This is a genomic window from Bacillota bacterium, assembly GCA_040754315.1.
GTDB lineage: Bacteria > Bacillota > Sulfobacillia > DUSP01 > JBFMCS01 > JBFMCS01.
On sequence record JBFMCS010000006.1, the window covers coordinates 26,137 to 40,904 of the forward strand.

Annotated in this window: 13 protein-coding genes and 1 pseudogene; 11 read left to right on the forward strand and 3 right to left on the reverse strand. The window is 59.7% G+C overall.

Features of this window, described 5'->3' with window-relative positions; genetic code table 11:
- Window positions 1-3 precede the first annotated feature (3 nt).
- The 4 genes from AB1576_01270 (at window position 4) to AB1576_01285 (ending at window position 5,460) form a co-directional block, all read left to right on the forward strand.
- Entirely contained in the window at window positions 4-1,152 is a 1,149-nt protein-coding gene (locus AB1576_01270; protein MEW6080429.1) for an FAD-binding oxidoreductase, read from the forward strand.
- Between the two features lie 25 nt (window positions 1,153-1,177).
- The gene (locus tag AB1576_01275) at window positions 1,178-1,561 is read left to right on the forward strand and encodes a 4Fe-4S dicluster domain-containing protein (GenBank protein MEW6080430.1); all 384 of its coding nucleotides are present in this window, start codon (window positions 1,178-1,180) and stop codon (window positions 1,559-1,561) included.
- A gap of 15 nt (window positions 1,562-1,576) precedes the next feature.
- Entirely contained in the window at window positions 1,577-3,421 is a 1,845-nt protein-coding gene (locus AB1576_01280) for an aldehyde ferredoxin oxidoreductase family protein (GenBank protein ID MEW6080431.1), read from the forward strand.
- 314 nt (window positions 3,422-3,735) lie between these two features.
- The gene (locus AB1576_01285; GenBank protein ID MEW6080432.1) at window positions 3,736-5,460 is read left to right on the forward strand and encodes a proline--tRNA ligase; all 1,725 of its coding nucleotides are present in this window, start codon (window positions 3,736-3,738) and stop codon (window positions 5,458-5,460) included.
- A 164-nt stretch (window positions 5,461-5,624) separates the two neighbouring features.
- On the opposite strand, the gene AB1576_01290 is transcribed toward AB1576_01285, so the two are convergent.
- Window positions 5,625-7,175, reverse strand: coding sequence for a hypothetical protein (locus tag AB1576_01290; GenBank protein ID MEW6080433.1), 1,551 nt, complete (start codon window positions 7,173-7,175; stop codon window positions 5,625-5,627).
- Window positions 7,176-7,600: 425 nt separating this feature from the next.
- Between AB1576_01290 and AB1576_01295 the strand changes: the two genes are divergently transcribed.
- Together AB1576_01295 and AB1576_01300 are read left to right on the forward strand one after the other, a co-directional pair.
- Window positions 7,601-7,762 (forward strand): hypothetical protein, encoded by a 162-nt coding sequence (locus AB1576_01295; GenBank protein MEW6080434.1) that lies wholly within the window; start codon window positions 7,601-7,603, stop codon window positions 7,760-7,762.
- A complete protein-coding gene (locus AB1576_01300; protein MEW6080435.1) occupies window positions 7,759-9,042 on the forward strand; it encodes a M28 family peptidase in 1,284 nt (427 codons plus the stop codon). Before AB1576_01295 ends, AB1576_01300 begins: the two co-directional genes overlap by 4 nt.
- 211 nt (window positions 9,043-9,253) lie before the next feature.
- On the opposite strand, the gene AB1576_01305 is transcribed toward AB1576_01300, so the two are convergent.
- Both AB1576_01305 and AB1576_01310 read right to left on the reverse strand, forming a co-directional pair.
- The gene (locus tag AB1576_01305; GenBank protein MEW6080436.1) at window positions 9,254-9,577 is read right to left on the reverse strand and encodes an AzlD domain-containing protein; all 324 of its coding nucleotides are present in this window, start codon (window positions 9,575-9,577) and stop codon (window positions 9,254-9,256) included.
- Window positions 9,567-10,289, reverse strand: coding sequence for an AzlC family ABC transporter permease (locus AB1576_01310; GenBank protein ID MEW6080437.1), 723 nt, complete (start codon window positions 10,287-10,289; stop codon window positions 9,567-9,569). Before AB1576_01310 ends, AB1576_01305 begins: the two co-directional genes overlap by 11 nt.
- A 170-nt stretch (window positions 10,290-10,459) precedes the next feature.
- Here AB1576_01310 and AB1576_01315 point away from each other — a divergent pair, with 170 nt between their 5' ends.
- From AB1576_01315 to AB1576_01335, 5 genes and pseudogenes are all read left to right on the forward strand, one after another.
- Entirely contained in the window at window positions 10,460-11,929 is a 1,470-nt protein-coding gene (locus AB1576_01315; protein MEW6080438.1) for a PLP-dependent aminotransferase family protein, read from the forward strand.
- A gap of 324 nt (window positions 11,930-12,253) precedes the next feature.
- Window positions 12,254-12,651 (forward strand): annotated as a pseudogene (tnpA, locus tag AB1576_01320) (IS200/IS605 family transposase).
- A 390-nt stretch (window positions 12,652-13,041) separates the two neighbouring features.
- Window positions 13,042-13,314: a hypothetical protein gene (locus AB1576_01325; GenBank protein ID MEW6080439.1), complete on the forward strand. Its 273-nt coding sequence runs from the start codon at window positions 13,042-13,044 to the stop codon at window positions 13,312-13,314.
- Window positions 13,295-13,912, forward strand: a complete 618-nt coding sequence (locus AB1576_01330) for a type II toxin-antitoxin system HicB family antitoxin (GenBank protein ID MEW6080440.1) — start codon at window positions 13,295-13,297, stop codon at window positions 13,910-13,912. Before AB1576_01325 ends, AB1576_01330 begins: the two co-directional genes overlap by 20 nt.
- Entirely contained in the window at window positions 13,827-14,261 is a 435-nt protein-coding gene (locus AB1576_01335; protein ID MEW6080441.1) for a hypothetical protein, read from the forward strand. Before AB1576_01330 ends, AB1576_01335 begins: the two co-directional genes overlap by 86 nt.
- Window positions 14,262-14,768 lie beyond the last annotated feature (507 nt).

A 14,768-nucleotide genomic window follows, 5' to 3' on the forward strand; every position in this document is an offset into this window, starting at 1 on the left:
ACTTTGAGGGAAGCGGCGGATGCCGTCGTCATCGGCGGGGGCGTCGTCGGTTGCTCTATAGCCTACAACCTGGCGAAGAAGGGCTATGGCAAGGTAGTGGTCCTGGAGAGAGGTTTCCTGGCCAGCGGTGCCACAGGTCGTTGCGGAGCCGGTGTCAGGGCACAGTGGGGGGCAAAGATCAACTGCCGCCTCGCCTATTCCAGCATCAAGATGTTCAGCCGGATGAACGAGATGCTGGAAACCAAGAGAGACATCGAGTTCAAGCAGGGGGGTTACCTGCTCCTTGCCTTCACCGAGAACCAGTGGAGGCAGTTCCAGGCCAACGTGACCCTGCAGAACAGCCTGGGGATCCCCTCGAGGTTGCTCACACCAAAGGAGGCCCAGGAGATCGTGCCCTTTCTCAACACGGAGGACCTCGTGGGAGCAACGTATTGCCATGAAGACGGGCACTGCAATCCCTTCCAGGTAACCCAGGCCTACGCTGACGCAGCCAGGAGGCATGGAGCCAAGATCAGGACGTATGTGGAGGCCACTGGAATACTCACGGAAGGGGGCAGGATTCGAGGGGTGCTCACGGAGGAGGGCGAGATATCCACGCCCATCACCGTGGTAGCGGCGGGGGGCCATTCGGTGGACCTCGCACGCATGGTAGGGGTGGAACTCCCCATTTACTCTGAGCGCCACCAGATCCTCGTGACCGAGCAGGTGGAGCCTGTGCTGGGTCCAATGGTGATGTCCTTCCACCACGGCCTGTACTGCCAGCAGACCCCTGATGGCAGTTTCATAATGGGTATAGGTGACCCCAACGAACTCAAGGGTTACGTGACTACCTCCTCCTGGCACTTCCTGGAGGAGATGGCGGGGAAGATAACGGGGCTGCTGCCGCCGGTGGCCAGCCTCAGGGTGGTGCGCCAGTGGGCGGGCCTCTATGACATCTCCCCGGATGCCCATCCCATCCTGGGCCAGGCCCCCGGTGTGGAGGGCTTCTACCTGGCCTGCGGTTTTAGCGGCCACGGCTTCATGATAGCGCCCATGGTTTCCCGGCTCCTGGCACAGGCCATCTGTGACGAGGAGCCAGATATACCCCTGGAGAGCCTGGGTTTAGCCAGGTTTGGCCGGGGCGAGCTTCTGCATGAGCCATCCGTTGTCTAGCGAACAGGAGGTGATGCCGGTGAAGATGGGAGTCAAGGAGGAGATCTGTTCAGGGTGCAGGGTGTGTGAGGTGTCTTGCTCTCTCAGCATCTTCAGGGAGAACAACCCCAAGAAGTCAGCAGTGAGGATCCGGGGCCATTTCCCTGTCCCCGGAAGGTACCAGATCTTCAGCTGCAACCAGTGCGGCACCTGTGCCGAGGTATGCCCGGTTGAGGCCATCCATGAGAAGGGCGGGGTCTACATCATCGACCCTGATGAATGTACAGGGTGCGGGGTGTGCGTGGAGGAGTGTCCCCAGGACGCCATGTTCATGCACAAGGACAGCCACGTCCCCATAAAGTGCACACTCTGCGGTACCTGCCTGGCCTACTGCCCCACAGGGGCGCTCTTCGACGAGGACAAGGCTTGAGAGGGAGGTGAGAAAGTGCTGTACGGATACGCTGGCAAGGTACTCAGGATCAACCTGGGAGACAGGACATGGAAGACGGAGCCACTGGATCCCCAGGTGGCCAAGGATTTCCTCGGGGGACGGGGGTTTGTCTCGAAGACCCTCTACGATGAGGTGAAGCCTGGCACTGACCCGCTGGGGCCGGGCAACAAGCTGGTCATGGCGTCGGGCCCCCTGGCGGGCACCTTCTTCCCGTGCACCGGCAAGGTGGAGTTCGGGGCCAAGTCCCCGGCCACCGGAGGCTACGGTGACAGCAACATGGGTGGCCACCTGGCTCCGGAGATGAAGTACGCTGGCTACGACGCGGTGATCTTCGAGGGCATTGCCGATGGCCCCTGTTATGTCTATATCGATGATGATGTGGTGCAGGTCAGGGATGCCTCCGCCTACTGGGGCAAGGGAGCCATCGAGACCGAGAGGATACTCAAGGATGAGCTGGGAGAGGACTTCCAGATTGCCACCATTGGCCCCGCCGGTGAGAAACTGGTGAAGTACGCCTGTATCTCCCATGACTTCGGTCGCCAGAGTGGGCGCACGGGCGTGGGTTGCGTCATGGGCTCCAAGAAGCTCAAGGCCATAGCGGTGAGGGGTTCCCATGCGGTTCCCCTGCCGGACCCGGAGAAGGCCCTGGATCTTGGCAAGAAGATGTTCGACGTGTGCTTCTCAAAACCAGGGTTCAAGGAGTGGACGCCCTTCGGCACCGCCGGGGTTACCGACTGGGTCAACGAGGTGGGCTCTTTCCCCACGAAGAACTTCCAGACGGGCTACTTTGAAAGGTACAAGGAGATCAACGGCAAGGCCCTCCGGGACAAGATCCACATACTGGACAAGGGCTGTTTCGGCTGCCCCATACCCTGCGGCAAGTACTCCAAGGCCAAGGTGCCCCAGGGTGAGATCCACGTGGAGGGTCCTGAGTACGAGACCATAGCCATGGTGGGCGGGGACTGCCTCATCGGCACCATCGAAGAGGTGGCCTACGCCAACTACATCATGGACGAGCTGGGCATCGACACCATCTCCGGCGGGAACACGGTGGCCTTTGCCCTGGAGTGTTTCGAGAAGGGCATCATCACCGAGAAGGACACAGGGAAGGACCTGGCCTTCGGCGACCTGGATTCCGTGGTGTACCTGCTGGAGAAGATCGCCAAGCGTGAGGGCGTCGGGGACATCCTGGCGGAAGGGGTCAGGGATGCCGCCGCCCGGTTCGGCCAGGGGTCAGAGAGGTTCGCCATCCACGTCAAGGGCCTGGAGCTCAGCGGCTACGAGCCCAGGAACGCCCCGGCCATGATGCTGGCCTACATGACGGCGGACATCGGCGCCCACCATAACAGGGCCTGGGCCATCACTTACGACATAGCCTCAGGACGGGAAAGCCTTGAGGGCAAGGCTGAGAAGACCGTGGAACTCCAGCATGTAAGACCCCTCTTTGACATGATGGGGGCGTGCCGGTTCCCCTGGGTGGAGATCTCCTTTGAGCTGGGCTACTACCCGGAGATCCTCAGCACCATCACGGGGCAGGACTACACCTGGGAGCACATGCTTTACCTCTCTGAGAGGGTCTGGAACATGAACCGGGCCTTCAACATCCTGCACATCCCGGGATTCGGCCGGGGGTATGACTACCCGCCTGCCAGGTTCTACGAGGAGCCAATACCGTCGGGTCCCACCAAGGGCGGCAACATCAAGAAGGACCAGCTGGAGAGTCTCCTCGATAGGTACTACGAGATCCGGGGCTGGGACAACAACGGGATCCCCACCAGAGAGAGGCTGGAGGCACTGGGGCTTCCCAGTGTAGCGGCCGACCTGGAGAAGGCAAGGTAGCGAGAAACGAGCCCGGAGGCTGTCCTTGACAGCCCTCCCGGGGGTTGGTAGAATACCCACAAAGGCAGTGAAGGGGAGCAGTAGCCTGTTTTGATCCGCCTAGAGAGTCCGGCTGGCCGGTGGCCGCTGCAAGGCCGGATGCGGGCAAGGGGTGAACCCGCCCTGGAGCTCCCGGCGATGAGCCGGGCCGAGACCCTCGGTTACAGGGGTACCAGAGAGGGCCTACCAGGGCCAACATGGGTGGTACCACGGAAGATCGGGTCTTCCGTCCCAACGGGGCGGAAGACCCACGTTTATAGTGGAGGTGCCGTCTGATGAGAATGTCGCAGGCATTCATGCCCACGCTCCGTGAGAACCCGGCGGATGCGGAGATCCCCAGTCACCAGTTGATGGTCCGGGCCGGGCTCATACGGAAGGTTGCCCCGGGCATCTATAACCTCCTTCCCTTCGGGCTTCGAGCGGTGAGGAAGGTTGAGGCCATCGTGCGGGAGGAGATGGACCGGAAGGGTGGACAGGAGTGCCTGATGCCCCTCCTGCTCCCTGCGGAGCCCTGGATACAGACGGGCAGGTGGGGGGACTACGGTGATGAGATGTTCAGGCTGAAGGACCGTCACCAGCGACAGTTCTGCCTGGCCCCCACGCACGAGGAGGTCATAACGCAGATCGCCCGGGATGACGTGACCAGCTACAGGCAGCTGCCCCAGCTCTTGTATCACATCGGCAACAAGTACCGGGATGAGATCAGGCCCAGGTTTGGGGTGATGCGGGGCAGGGAGTTCATCATGAAGGACCTCTACTCCTTTGATGTGGATCCCGAGGGCCTCGCGGTGAGCTATGATAAGATGTACGATGCCTACGCCCGCATATTCACCCGGTGCGGCCTGGAGTTCCGGGTGGTGGAGGCTGACCCGGGTGCCATAGGCGGCTCGGGGACTCACGAGTTCACCGTCCTGGCGGAACATGGTGAATCCGAGATCGTTTACTGTGATGCCTGCGGGTTTGCCGCCAACGTGGAGAAGGCCGAGGCGGTGGCGCCGGAGGCCTCCAAAGAGCAAGAACTGCCCATGGGCAAGGTGGCCACGCCTGGCGTCCATACCATCCAGGAACTGGTGGGATGCCTGGGGGTGCCCGTGGAGAAGACCGCCAAGATACTGTTCTACTGGGCCGTATACCACGACGGCCGCGAGGAGATGGTCGCTGCCATGGTGCTCGGCCACAGGGAACTCAACGAGATCAAGATGAAGAACCTCACCGGAGCCATGCACGTCACCATGGCCCCGGCGGAGGACGTGACCCGGGTGACGGGGGCGCCCCCTGGCTCCGCGGGCCCTGTGGGCCTCCAGAACGCCCGGGTGATGGTGGACCGGGAGATAGCGGTGACAAGGAACATGGTCACCGGGGCCAACGACGATGGCTACCACCTCACCGGCGTGAACTTCAGCAGGGACTTCTCCGGGGAGGTATCTGACCTGCGGTACGTGAGGGAGGGGGACATTTGCCCCCGGTGCCGCCAGGTGCTCCGGGGAGGAAGGGGCATAGAGGTCGGCCAGCTCTTCAAGCTTTGGACCAAGTACAGTGAGTCCCTGGGGTGCCTGTTCACCGATGAGAGTGGCCAGCAGCACCCGATGGTCATGGGCTGCTACGGCATTGGGATAACCCGGACCGTGGCGGCGGTAATCGAGCAGTGCCATGATGAGAACGGCATAATGTGGCCGGTGTCGGTGGCTCCCTATCATGCCACGGTGGTGTGCGTGAACTCTGCCGATGAAGTCCAGGCTAGCCTGGCGTCATCCGTGTATGAGGAACTGGGGAGACTGGGTGTTGAGGCAGTGCTGGATGACCGGGAGGAAAGGGCTGGTGTGAAGTTCAAGGACGCGGACCTCCTGGGCTTCCCCTTCAGGATAAATGTGGGCAAGAAGGCGCCTCAGGGCGTGGTGGAAGTGGTGGAGAGGAGAAGCGGGCAGGTTTGGGAGCACGGTGCCACGGAGGCTGCCCAGTACGTAGCCCAGCGGGTCAAGGAGGCGCTTTCACAGGGATAGGTTTGGGCCGCGGGCAAGGTTCCCCCTAGGTAACCGGTGCCCGTGGCCCTTTCTATTGAGGGCCTAGCCCCCAATGTTCCGATCTGGTTTGCCACAAAGGGTATAATACGACCTGGGTCCGCGGATTCCTTGTATCGCCAGCGGCGGCACGCCGGTATGCCCCCTCAGTCCTCGCTGGCGAATATGGGGCTTGAGTAGACGTAGTCCGGCCCCCCTGCGTACATCCAGTAGACCTGGTGGCCGCCGGGAAACACGAGGCTATCCCTCCAGCGCTTCACATCCCCTACATCGCAGGGGAAGGCGCGGTAGAACACCGTCTCCTCCAGGTCGTTCCGGAAGATGTAGATGTGGGCGGTGCCCCTGGCCGAGGAGAGATACTCCACCTCAAATGGCAGGGTCTCCCCTGCGGCCAGGCCGCGAAGGAGGCCTCCCACGTGCTCGCCTGCCACCTTGAAGAATCCCAGGGAGCCCCGGGCGCTGGTAACCAACCTGCCTTCATATAACCCGAGGTCCACCGCCCTCTTCCGCCCAGGGTAGTCCAGGCTTTCCCAGTCCGGCTCCACACGGACCCACGTGGTATAGCCGCGGAGGGGTTCGAACCAGTAGCCATGCCAGTCGGTCCCTGAATGTGGGGAGGGGAAGGTGCCGCCGTCAAGGGCGCCCCCGGCGTGGCGCATGATCTCCTGGCGCCAGAGCCTGGAGGGGGCGCTCACCAAGTCAAAACGGGTCTGGATAGCGCCGCTCATGACCTCCATGCCACTGTGGCCCAGTACCGTGAAGTCCATCCACCTGTAGAGGCCCATGGGGTGGGATATGGAGGCGGAGGAGGGTCCTGCTGGTTCGTTTGCCACGGCCTGGTCAATCATTCCCTGGGGGCCCAGGGTATGTTCCTCGAGACCCGCTATTGTCTCATTGGTGCCATAGACCAGGAGGTGCCCCTCTTCAGTCTCAACGGGGCCCACGGCGGTCTCTACCCCCGGGAACATAGAGAATCCTTTGCTGGAGGCTGCGGCGGTCTCCTTCCTGTAGTCTTGCCAGCCCTCATCCAGCAGCTTCTTGGTATGGTGGCCGTCGGCCAGGTAAGCGAAGTCGTACCCTCGGTCCTCCAGAAGGGACCTTAGCTGGCCAAGGCTCCGACGCCCGTCGGAGGAGGTTGAGTGTACCTGGAGGTTTCCCGCGACCCAGTGGCGCTTCTTCCCGGGCAAGAGCGCGGGCACCCTAGACACCGAGGTCTCAAACCCACATGCCGTGCCCCACAGTGAAGACCCGAAGAGCACCTCAAGGTGAAGAACCCGGTTTTCCCAGGGCCTCCACTGGCTCCATGGTATGATTATCTCGTTGGAGTCCTCTGTTTCGGGGCTTCTCCCAGCGGCAAGGTGAATCTGGGTGCCCAGCGCCGTAAAGTGGGTGTTCTCGGCCAGGGTTGTAGGCTTCATGCCCTCCTCCAGCACAAAGAGGCGGTGCCATTCCAAGAGGTCTTGAGGGGGAAGGTACCACCCTGCAGAAACCACAGGGAGTTGACGGGCATCGCCATGCAGGAAGCGGATCTGACTGGTATCAAGTTGCCTCCCGTTCAGCCTCACGGATCGCAAGATGGTGCCAGGGCTTCTCGAGCTGGGTGATACCAGCGAAAAGGGAATCCTCCAGGCCCCGGCCTTCGAGGAGAAGCGCTCCTGGCCCGGGGCCACTGCCAGGAGCCTATCCTGCCGGGCCATGGCTCAACGCGACCCAGGTTACGGGCATGCCATGGGGGCGTGTGACAGGCCGCGAACACCGTCTTCCCAAAGGGGTCATGGAGAATTCCCCCCACTTAGCATTTGGGTCGGTTACCCAGGGCTGGGTGTCTAGTACAGTATACGTTGAGGGACTGGGGATGCCACCGGCACGGGTAGGATAGGGGAGGAGGGTCACCATTGAGACGAAGGACCCGGCACCTTCTGGGCTGGAGCCTTGTAGCCGCCTTGATCCTAGGTGTTCTGGTCTGGGCGCGCGCCAGCGTGATCCCGGTGCCCCGGAACAACGTGCAGACACCAGGGACGAGATTGCCTTCTCGGGTCGGAGGGCCTACGAGCTCGCCACCGAGATGGCAACGGGATTCACGGGCAGGCACAGAGGTACCGAAGCGAACAGGCATAGTGCCTTGTGGATCATGCAGAAGCTGGAGGGAGTGGGGTACGAGACGGAGCAGGACGAGTTTGATGCCACTCTCTATGGCGAGTTAACCCCTCTTCAGAACGTCGTTGGGAGGAAGCAGGGGAACCTGGAGGACGCCATAGCCATTGTACCCACCTGGACCAGGTGAGGACAACACTCCAGAGCGCCGATAACGATGCCTCGGGCAACGGGATCATGCTGCACCTGGCTGAGGTGTTCCGGGATGTGGATACCGAGTACTCCTTGCTCTTCATAGCCACAGATGGAGAGGAGTACGGGATGCTCGGGGCCAAGCACTTCGCCGAGAACCACCCCCTCAACCGCCGGGTCTCCATGGCCATATCCCTGGACAACGTTGGCAGGTACAACGGGGTCACCTCGCCCGGGGGATGGCTCTACTACCACACCCCCGAGGACACGATTGACCGGATATCGCCGTATCCCATGGAGCAGGTGGGTGTTCTGGTCGAGGCGCTGATCAGGGAAATGGACCGGAGCGGGGATACCTCCCAATCGCCCGAGCCCTTCCTGTACTTCGAGGCCAGCCGCACCTTCCTGCCCAGTCTCCCGCTGAAGGCCGTGGTGCTTGCCCTGGTCGTGCCCCTTTGCTGGTGGATGTTCCTTGCCTGGAATGGGCGCTGGATGGGCCTCAGGCACCTCCTTGGCCAGTGCCTTAACCTCCTCGTCAACGCCCTGCCATTCCTCGGCGGGCTATTGAGCCTCTACCTTTCGGCTGCGGTGAATCTCATCCCCCGTTTCAGTTACTACCCTGCGCCGCCTAAGGACCCTGTCCTGTACGAGGTGAAGTGGGTTGCCCTGGCGATAATGCTGGGGATGATGGTGTTATCTGCAGCCCTCCTGCCCCGGCTGAAGAAGGGGATCCCCCTGGAACTGAAAACCAGGAGACCAGTGGCGCTAGCCGTTCTCTCCGCCCTGTCCATGGCCGTCTACCTGTGGAACCCCTTCGCCCTCCTCTTCCTCTTGCCCGCCCTCTACCTGTGGCCGCTTATGGACCCTCGGCGGAGCCTGCCAGGGAGAGTGGCAAACCTCGGTCTCTTCCTCTGTGGGGACCTGGTGCTCTTCCTGGGCTTGCTCATGTATTCCTACGAGCTCTACCTGGGATGGTACATGTCGTGGTACTTCCTGCAGATGCTGGCCTTTGGGATGATACCCCTTCACGCTGCTCTTGCGGGTATCACGGCCATCGCCTCAGGGATAACGATCCTGGCCTGGACAGGAACAGCAAGGAGGTGGGTAACGCCCGCCAAGGGGTGGATCCTCCGGGATGATCAGCCGCGAAGCCAGTCTTCCACGGCCTGCCTAGTGGAATATCCTGAGGGGGTCGCCTCCATTGGCTTGGTTATGTCCTTACACCTCAGGCCCATTCCCTGTTCACCAGGAACCGAGGCCGTGACCCCCACGTGGTAGTTGGAGAACCTCTGAAGCCATCATCCCGGCTACGCCTGTGAGACTGAAGAATCTTAGCCAGGGGGCCTGCCCAAAAAGCACCAGGAGGTCAACGTGAGTCGCGATGCATGTACTGGCAAGGTCCGGGGCGTCCTCCTTGCTGGACAAGGGTGCCTGTGCTGGAGTGTACTGGCCCTGCCTCCTCTTCTTCCCTGAGTGCCGGAGTCCTGCTTCACGCTGCGAACCGCCGCAAGGCCAGCATCACCAGGAGCCCCAGGGCCAAGGTGACAACAATGTTCCTGCTTTTATAGGCGACTACCCCAGCCACACATCCTGCCAAGAGGTAGTGGTTACCCACGCTTATGTCCAGGGCCCCGCCGGGTAGCAGGAGGGATGGCACTATCAGGGCTGTGAGTATAGAGGTGGGCATGTGCTTCAGCCATCTTTCCAGACAGGCAGGAACCCCGCCACGCCGGAAAAGCGCCAGGCAAACGAAGCGGGTCAAGAACGTGACCACAGCCATTCCAACGATACCCAGCAGTACTTCAACTCGCATCCGTCTTCCCCTCCATCAAGCCCCCGGCCAGACTTGCCACAAGGCAGGCAACTATTATGTACCATTTACCCGGCAGGTAGAGGGCCCCCGCGACGGACACCGCCCCTGCCAGGACGCAGACCAGCGCCGCGGTCTTGTCCACGAGGCGTGGCACCAGGAGGGCGAGGAAGGTGGCCGGCATGGCGAAGTCCAGCCCCCAGGCCAGAGGGTCAGCGATATGCCTGCCCATGTAGGCTCCGATCGCCGTGGAGGTCAGCCACACCACGTAGAAAGGCACATGGCAGCCAAGATGAAAACTGGGGTCGTAGGCATGCTGCCGCAACCGGTCCATGGTCAGCACATAGCTTTCGTCCACTATTCCGAAGGCAAGCAGGGCCTGGAGGGGCATGGGCAGTCGTTTCATGTACGGTGCCAGGGAGGCCCCCATTAACAGGTGTCTTAGGTTAATAAGGAGGGTGGTCAGGACGATCATTCCCCACCCGGCCGGCCCTGACAGCATGGTCAGTGCCACGAATTGAGAGGCACCAGCGAAAACCAGGGCTGACATGAGGATGGTCTCCATGGGAGTCAATGCCACTGTGACCCCCATTACTCCACAGGTCACCCCGAAGGGCACTACTCCAATTGTTACGGGAAGGCTGGCACGAATCCCTGACCAGAACTCCGACCTCGGGTCACCAGTCACCGCTGTTACGGTTCTTGCCTCGCTCATAGGACATCCCCTCGCTTGTGTTTTTCCATCATACCCAGAAGGGAAAACAGCGTAAATATCCAATTAGCGATTTAGTGGCCCAAATTGGATACCTAGGGATTGTGAGGGGGCATATGGACACATCCAAAATCCTATCGGACGCTAAATTGGATCCACATTCCCGGCAGCCGATGTACAGGCAAGTGGCGGACATCATCTGCGAAAGGATAAGGGGCTCTGTCTTCCCTGGCGGGTGCAAGCTACCGCCAGAGAGGGAGCTGGCTGTACTGTTTGGGGTTAGCCGCACTACTGCCATAAACGCCTATCGCCACCTGGAGAAGCAAGGTATGGTAGTTACAAGGGTAGGCAGCGGTACCTACGTGGCCCAGGCCCCTGCCGCCCAGCCCCGGGACGAGCTTGGGGTTCCCTGGATGCAGGTGATGACCCCAATTCCCCAAATCCCGCTTCCCACAGTACTGAGGGACATACTTGAGGCGAGCACCTCCGGAGGGGGCATTTCTCTGGCGGCGGGGATGCCTGATCCCCAGCTGTACCCGGTGGATTCCCTCCCGCAGTTCTTCACCGCGACTCACGGGGGAGTCAACCCCCAGGATCTAGGTCACATCGCCACCCAGGGGTACGGGCCCCTGCGCCAGACTCTGGGCAAGGTGCTGGCGGACCGGGGCGTCACAACCACGCCTGACGACGTTATGATCACCGCAGGCTCACAGCAGGGCCTGTACCTTCTTGGTAAGGCATTGCTGGAACCGGGGGACTACGTGGTGGTGGAATCCCCAACCTACATCGGAGCTCACCAGGTGTTCAACGCATCCGGGGCGAGGATCCTGGGCCTGCCTGCAACGGGGCAGTTTCCCTTTGGTCTTCTTGAGGATTACCTGATCCGCTACCGGCCCAAGATCCTCTACGTAATACCCACATACCATAACCCCACTGGCAGGGTAATGTCCCAGGCCGAGAGAATGGAGGTTCTCAGGCTGGCCGCCCGGCACAGGCTGGTGGTGGTGGAGGATGACCCCTACAGCGAGCTGCACTACGGAGCGAAACCTCCTCCTCCCCTCAAGGCTATGGATACGTACGGCTGTGTGGTATACCTGAGCACGTTCTCCAAGGTCCTCTTTCCGGGACTGCGCACCGGTTACGTGGTGGCTCATCCAGCCCTACTCAACCGCATGGCCCTGGAGAAACAATTTGTCGACCTGCATACCAACAACATGGTCCAGTGGCTGCTTTGTGAACTGCTCGAGGGCGGGGGCCTGGAGAGCCACCTGGCGATGATACGCGGGGAGTACAGGAGCCGCCGGGACGCCCTGGCCAAGGCTCTCCGGAGGTACTTGGGGGACGACCTGTCCTTTAGTACCCCTGAGGGAGGCTTCTACCTCTGGTGCAGGATCAACCGACCGGTCTCCGCCAGCCGGTTGCTCCAGGAGGCCAGCGGCGAAGGGGTTTCCTTCGTACCAGGCGAGGCCTTCTACGTTAGCCCACCTGAGGGAGAAAGGGAGCTGCGACTGTGCTTCGCTGCCAATTCGGAAGGGCGACTCCGGGAGGGCGCCCGCCGGCTTGGCAGGGCCCTTGCTTCCGTTTCAGCGACGAGCAAGACGTCGAAGGCTGCGGGGGACAAGGGGACAAGACCGATCGTATAGGGAGACTAGTGTCGAAGATGCCCTGCGACGTAATGGGTTGCGAGGGCCAGGTTATCCGTAATCAGCAGGCCAAGGGTTCAAATCCCTTCATAACTCCGGGATAATCAGGGTTTTGGCTTCACCCCCAGCTTTTCCATACGCTCAAGCGTGCAGCACGTAACCTTTCGGCATTTTGGGAAGCCTTATCGTTTCTTAGGGCTAGTGCCATGTCCTTGGGGATAGGTATCGTCCGTCTTGACCGAATAACAGCCGCCGCAGGCCCCGCCCTTCAGGGCTGGGGATAGGCGGTCCTTGGTTTCAGACTGCTGTCATTATATGGTATGATTGGGCGTAAGGCGCGAATCCAGGTCCAACAACAACATAGTCTACTGCTGCAAGTACCACGTGGTATGGTGCCCGAAGTACCGCCCTCCCGTCCTGAAGGACGGGGTGGACTCCCGGCTCAAGGAAATCCTCGGCGATGTGGCGCGGGAGAGAGGATCATCGAGCTGGAGGTCATGCCGGACCACGTCCACCTGCTGGTGGAGGTGGATCCCCGGTTCGGCATCCACCGGCTGGTGAAGCTCATGAAGGGCCGCTCCTCCCGCATCCTGAGCCAGGAGTTCTCCTGGCTCAGGTCGAGGCTTTTAACCCTCTGGACCAACAGATACTTCGTGGCCACCGTGGGAATGGCTCCCCTTGCGACCCTGCGTGAGTACATCGAGAGACAGAAGTACGTCTGAGACGCCCAGTTTCGTGTGTGAGGTTCCCCTCCGGGGCTCCCCACCTCAGGAGAAACAGGGCGGTGGACTCCGAAGCTTAACTCAGGCTGCCTGAACAAACATTCCAATTCCCTGTCCCAACGTGGGGCGTAAGAACCATTTGCCATAGAGCACCTGATCCTCTACAATCCCCATACACCGCCGCCAACTACCCCTTCATGACCGCCTTGAAGCCCATAAAAGGATGCCTCCTGCACCATGACAATCCGCTGATGTACGTGCAACGCAAATGCCTCAAGGCTGATTCCACTTGACGAAGAGCCTTGACCATTATAGTATTGTATGCGCACCACATGTGGTGCTCGGAGGAATACGTATAGCCCACCAGCGAATAATAAGGGTGGTGAATCCGTGGCTACCGCGACTAAGACCTTACTGCGATTTCTTGACGCTCCACAGAATTCAAAGTGGAGCAAGTTGGTTCCTGCGCTTAGGGCTTTCGGATTCGAGGTTGAGCAGTGCTCTGATGATCCAAATAACTGGATGGTGCTTCACCCGGCAGATGAGCGCATTATCACGGTCTCGGTAAAAGATAATTTACTGAAGAAACCCGTTTACCGCACAAAGCTTACGAAATACGTTCGAAGTGTGCTGGATGAGTTGAATGAGGAAGAGGAGGATTGACATGGTTAGCCGAGACTTGGAGTTCTACATGAGCCAAAACTATCCTATAACCTTAAGGGCATTGACCCAAGAAGAAGGAGGCGGATGGTTTGCGGAGATAAAGGAACTTCCAGGCTGCATGGCTGATGGAGAGACAGAACAGGAAGCCTTGGCCAATATTCAGGCATCCAAGAAACTATGGCTCAGCGCAGCGTTGAAGCGCGGAAGAAGGGTCCCCATGCCCCAGGTCGATGATCAGGAGGAGTACTCTGGTAGGTTGACTGTTCGGATGCCCAAGAGCCTGCATCGCAAGATTGCAGCGTTGGCGAGGAAAGAGGGAAGCAGTCTCAATCAGTTCATACTTGCGGCATTAGCTTTTGATACGGGCGTTTTTGAATCAGCAAAGAAGGCCCCTCAAGAGGTACACATAATTGTTGAGGAGCGGCCAATCGACTTGCGTACAGCCTATCTGAGTCATCTTTCAATGGGTTCATGGAATAGGTGTATGCCTTATGACAGAGGGGTGATACCAAGTGGAGAAGAAGCTGGAACTCATGTTCGACAAGGTCCGGCTGGAGTCTTTGGTCTTAAAGACGGTTACTGCCAAACCAGGAGCTGAGTCATTTGCTTTTCAAGAAGAATCCAGGTTAGAGGTTAAAAGAGAGAAAGGAGACGAAGTAATACTTCGTCTGATTGAACAGTATTGTTTCGAGCCCCTGGGTCACCTAGAAATGGAGATAGTCGTGGTTGGACAGGTCAAAGTGGACCCGGAGTTTACTGAGGGCGAAATAGCCGCGGCTGTTGAAGCCGGCGGATATCCTTTGTACAGTACACGCAGTCTACTCGTTGGATACCTTACTAACATGGCTTTGGGTTTCCCAATAGTACTGCCCCCATTCCCAACTGAGGACGGACTAGCGGAACCAGAGGATCAATCAGAAAAGATTCAGTTCGATGTGGATGTTTAGCTCGGAAGAAATGCATCAATGGCCCTTGGGTTTCCCTTGGGCCATTTTCACGTGCGCCGGCATGGGCGAGTGCTAGCGGTTGGAAGTCCCGTGAGGAGGGTGGTCCCGTACAACCTCTAGCCGAAGGCGAGGGGCGACACGGGATCTGAAGGAAGCCCTAGGCAAAACCGTGGCCCGACGAGCACGAGCCCCGGAGGAGGCAGCAACGTCTGGGCGAGCCTGCATGAAGGGAAGAAAGATATGGGCTCCCATGCCTGTTACTGCTACGGGGTAAGACCCAAGGGATATAAGCAGAACGGTGAAGAAAGCCTGGGATGCGAAATCACGAGCATTGAGGCTTCAGACTTGATCCTTCATCTTACGTTCAATCCATGCTATAACCCGAGTTTAACAGATAAAAGGGGCAAAATCTCCCGAAACCGTTGCGGTTACAGGAGATTTTGCGGTACTGCTGAGGTATTAAAACGTAGTCACATGGCCGTAGTCTTGTCGAAGCTGTATTTGATC

Excerpts from the sequence above, each read along its gene's own strand:
- AB1576_01275 (MEW6080430.1), top strand. The coding sequence starts at position 1,178 with ATGGGAGTCAAGGAGGAGATCTGTTCAGGGTGCAGGGTGTGTGAGGTG.
- AB1576_01285 (MEW6080432.1), top strand. The coding sequence starts at position 3,736 with ATGAGAATGTCGCAGGCATTCATGCCCACGCTCCGTGAGAACCCGGCG.
- AB1576_01310 (MEW6080437.1), bottom strand. The coding sequence starts at position 10,289 with ATGAGCGAGGCAAGAACCGTAACAGCGGTGACTGGTGACCCGAGGTCG.
- AB1576_01315 (MEW6080438.1), top strand. The coding sequence starts at position 10,460 with ATGTACAGGCAAGTGGCGGACATCATCTGCGAAAGGATAAGGGGCTCT.
- AB1576_01290 (MEW6080433.1), bottom strand. The coding sequence starts at position 7,175 with ATGGCCCGGCAGGATAGGCTCCTGGCAGTGGCCCCGGGCCAGGAGCGC.
- AB1576_01305 (MEW6080436.1), bottom strand. The coding sequence starts at position 9,577 with ATGCGAGTTGAAGTACTGCTGGGTATCGTTGGAATGGCTGTGGTCACG.
- AB1576_01330 (MEW6080440.1), top strand. The coding sequence starts at position 13,295 with ATGAGGAAGAGGAGGATTGACATGGTTAGCCGAGACTTGGAGTTCTAC.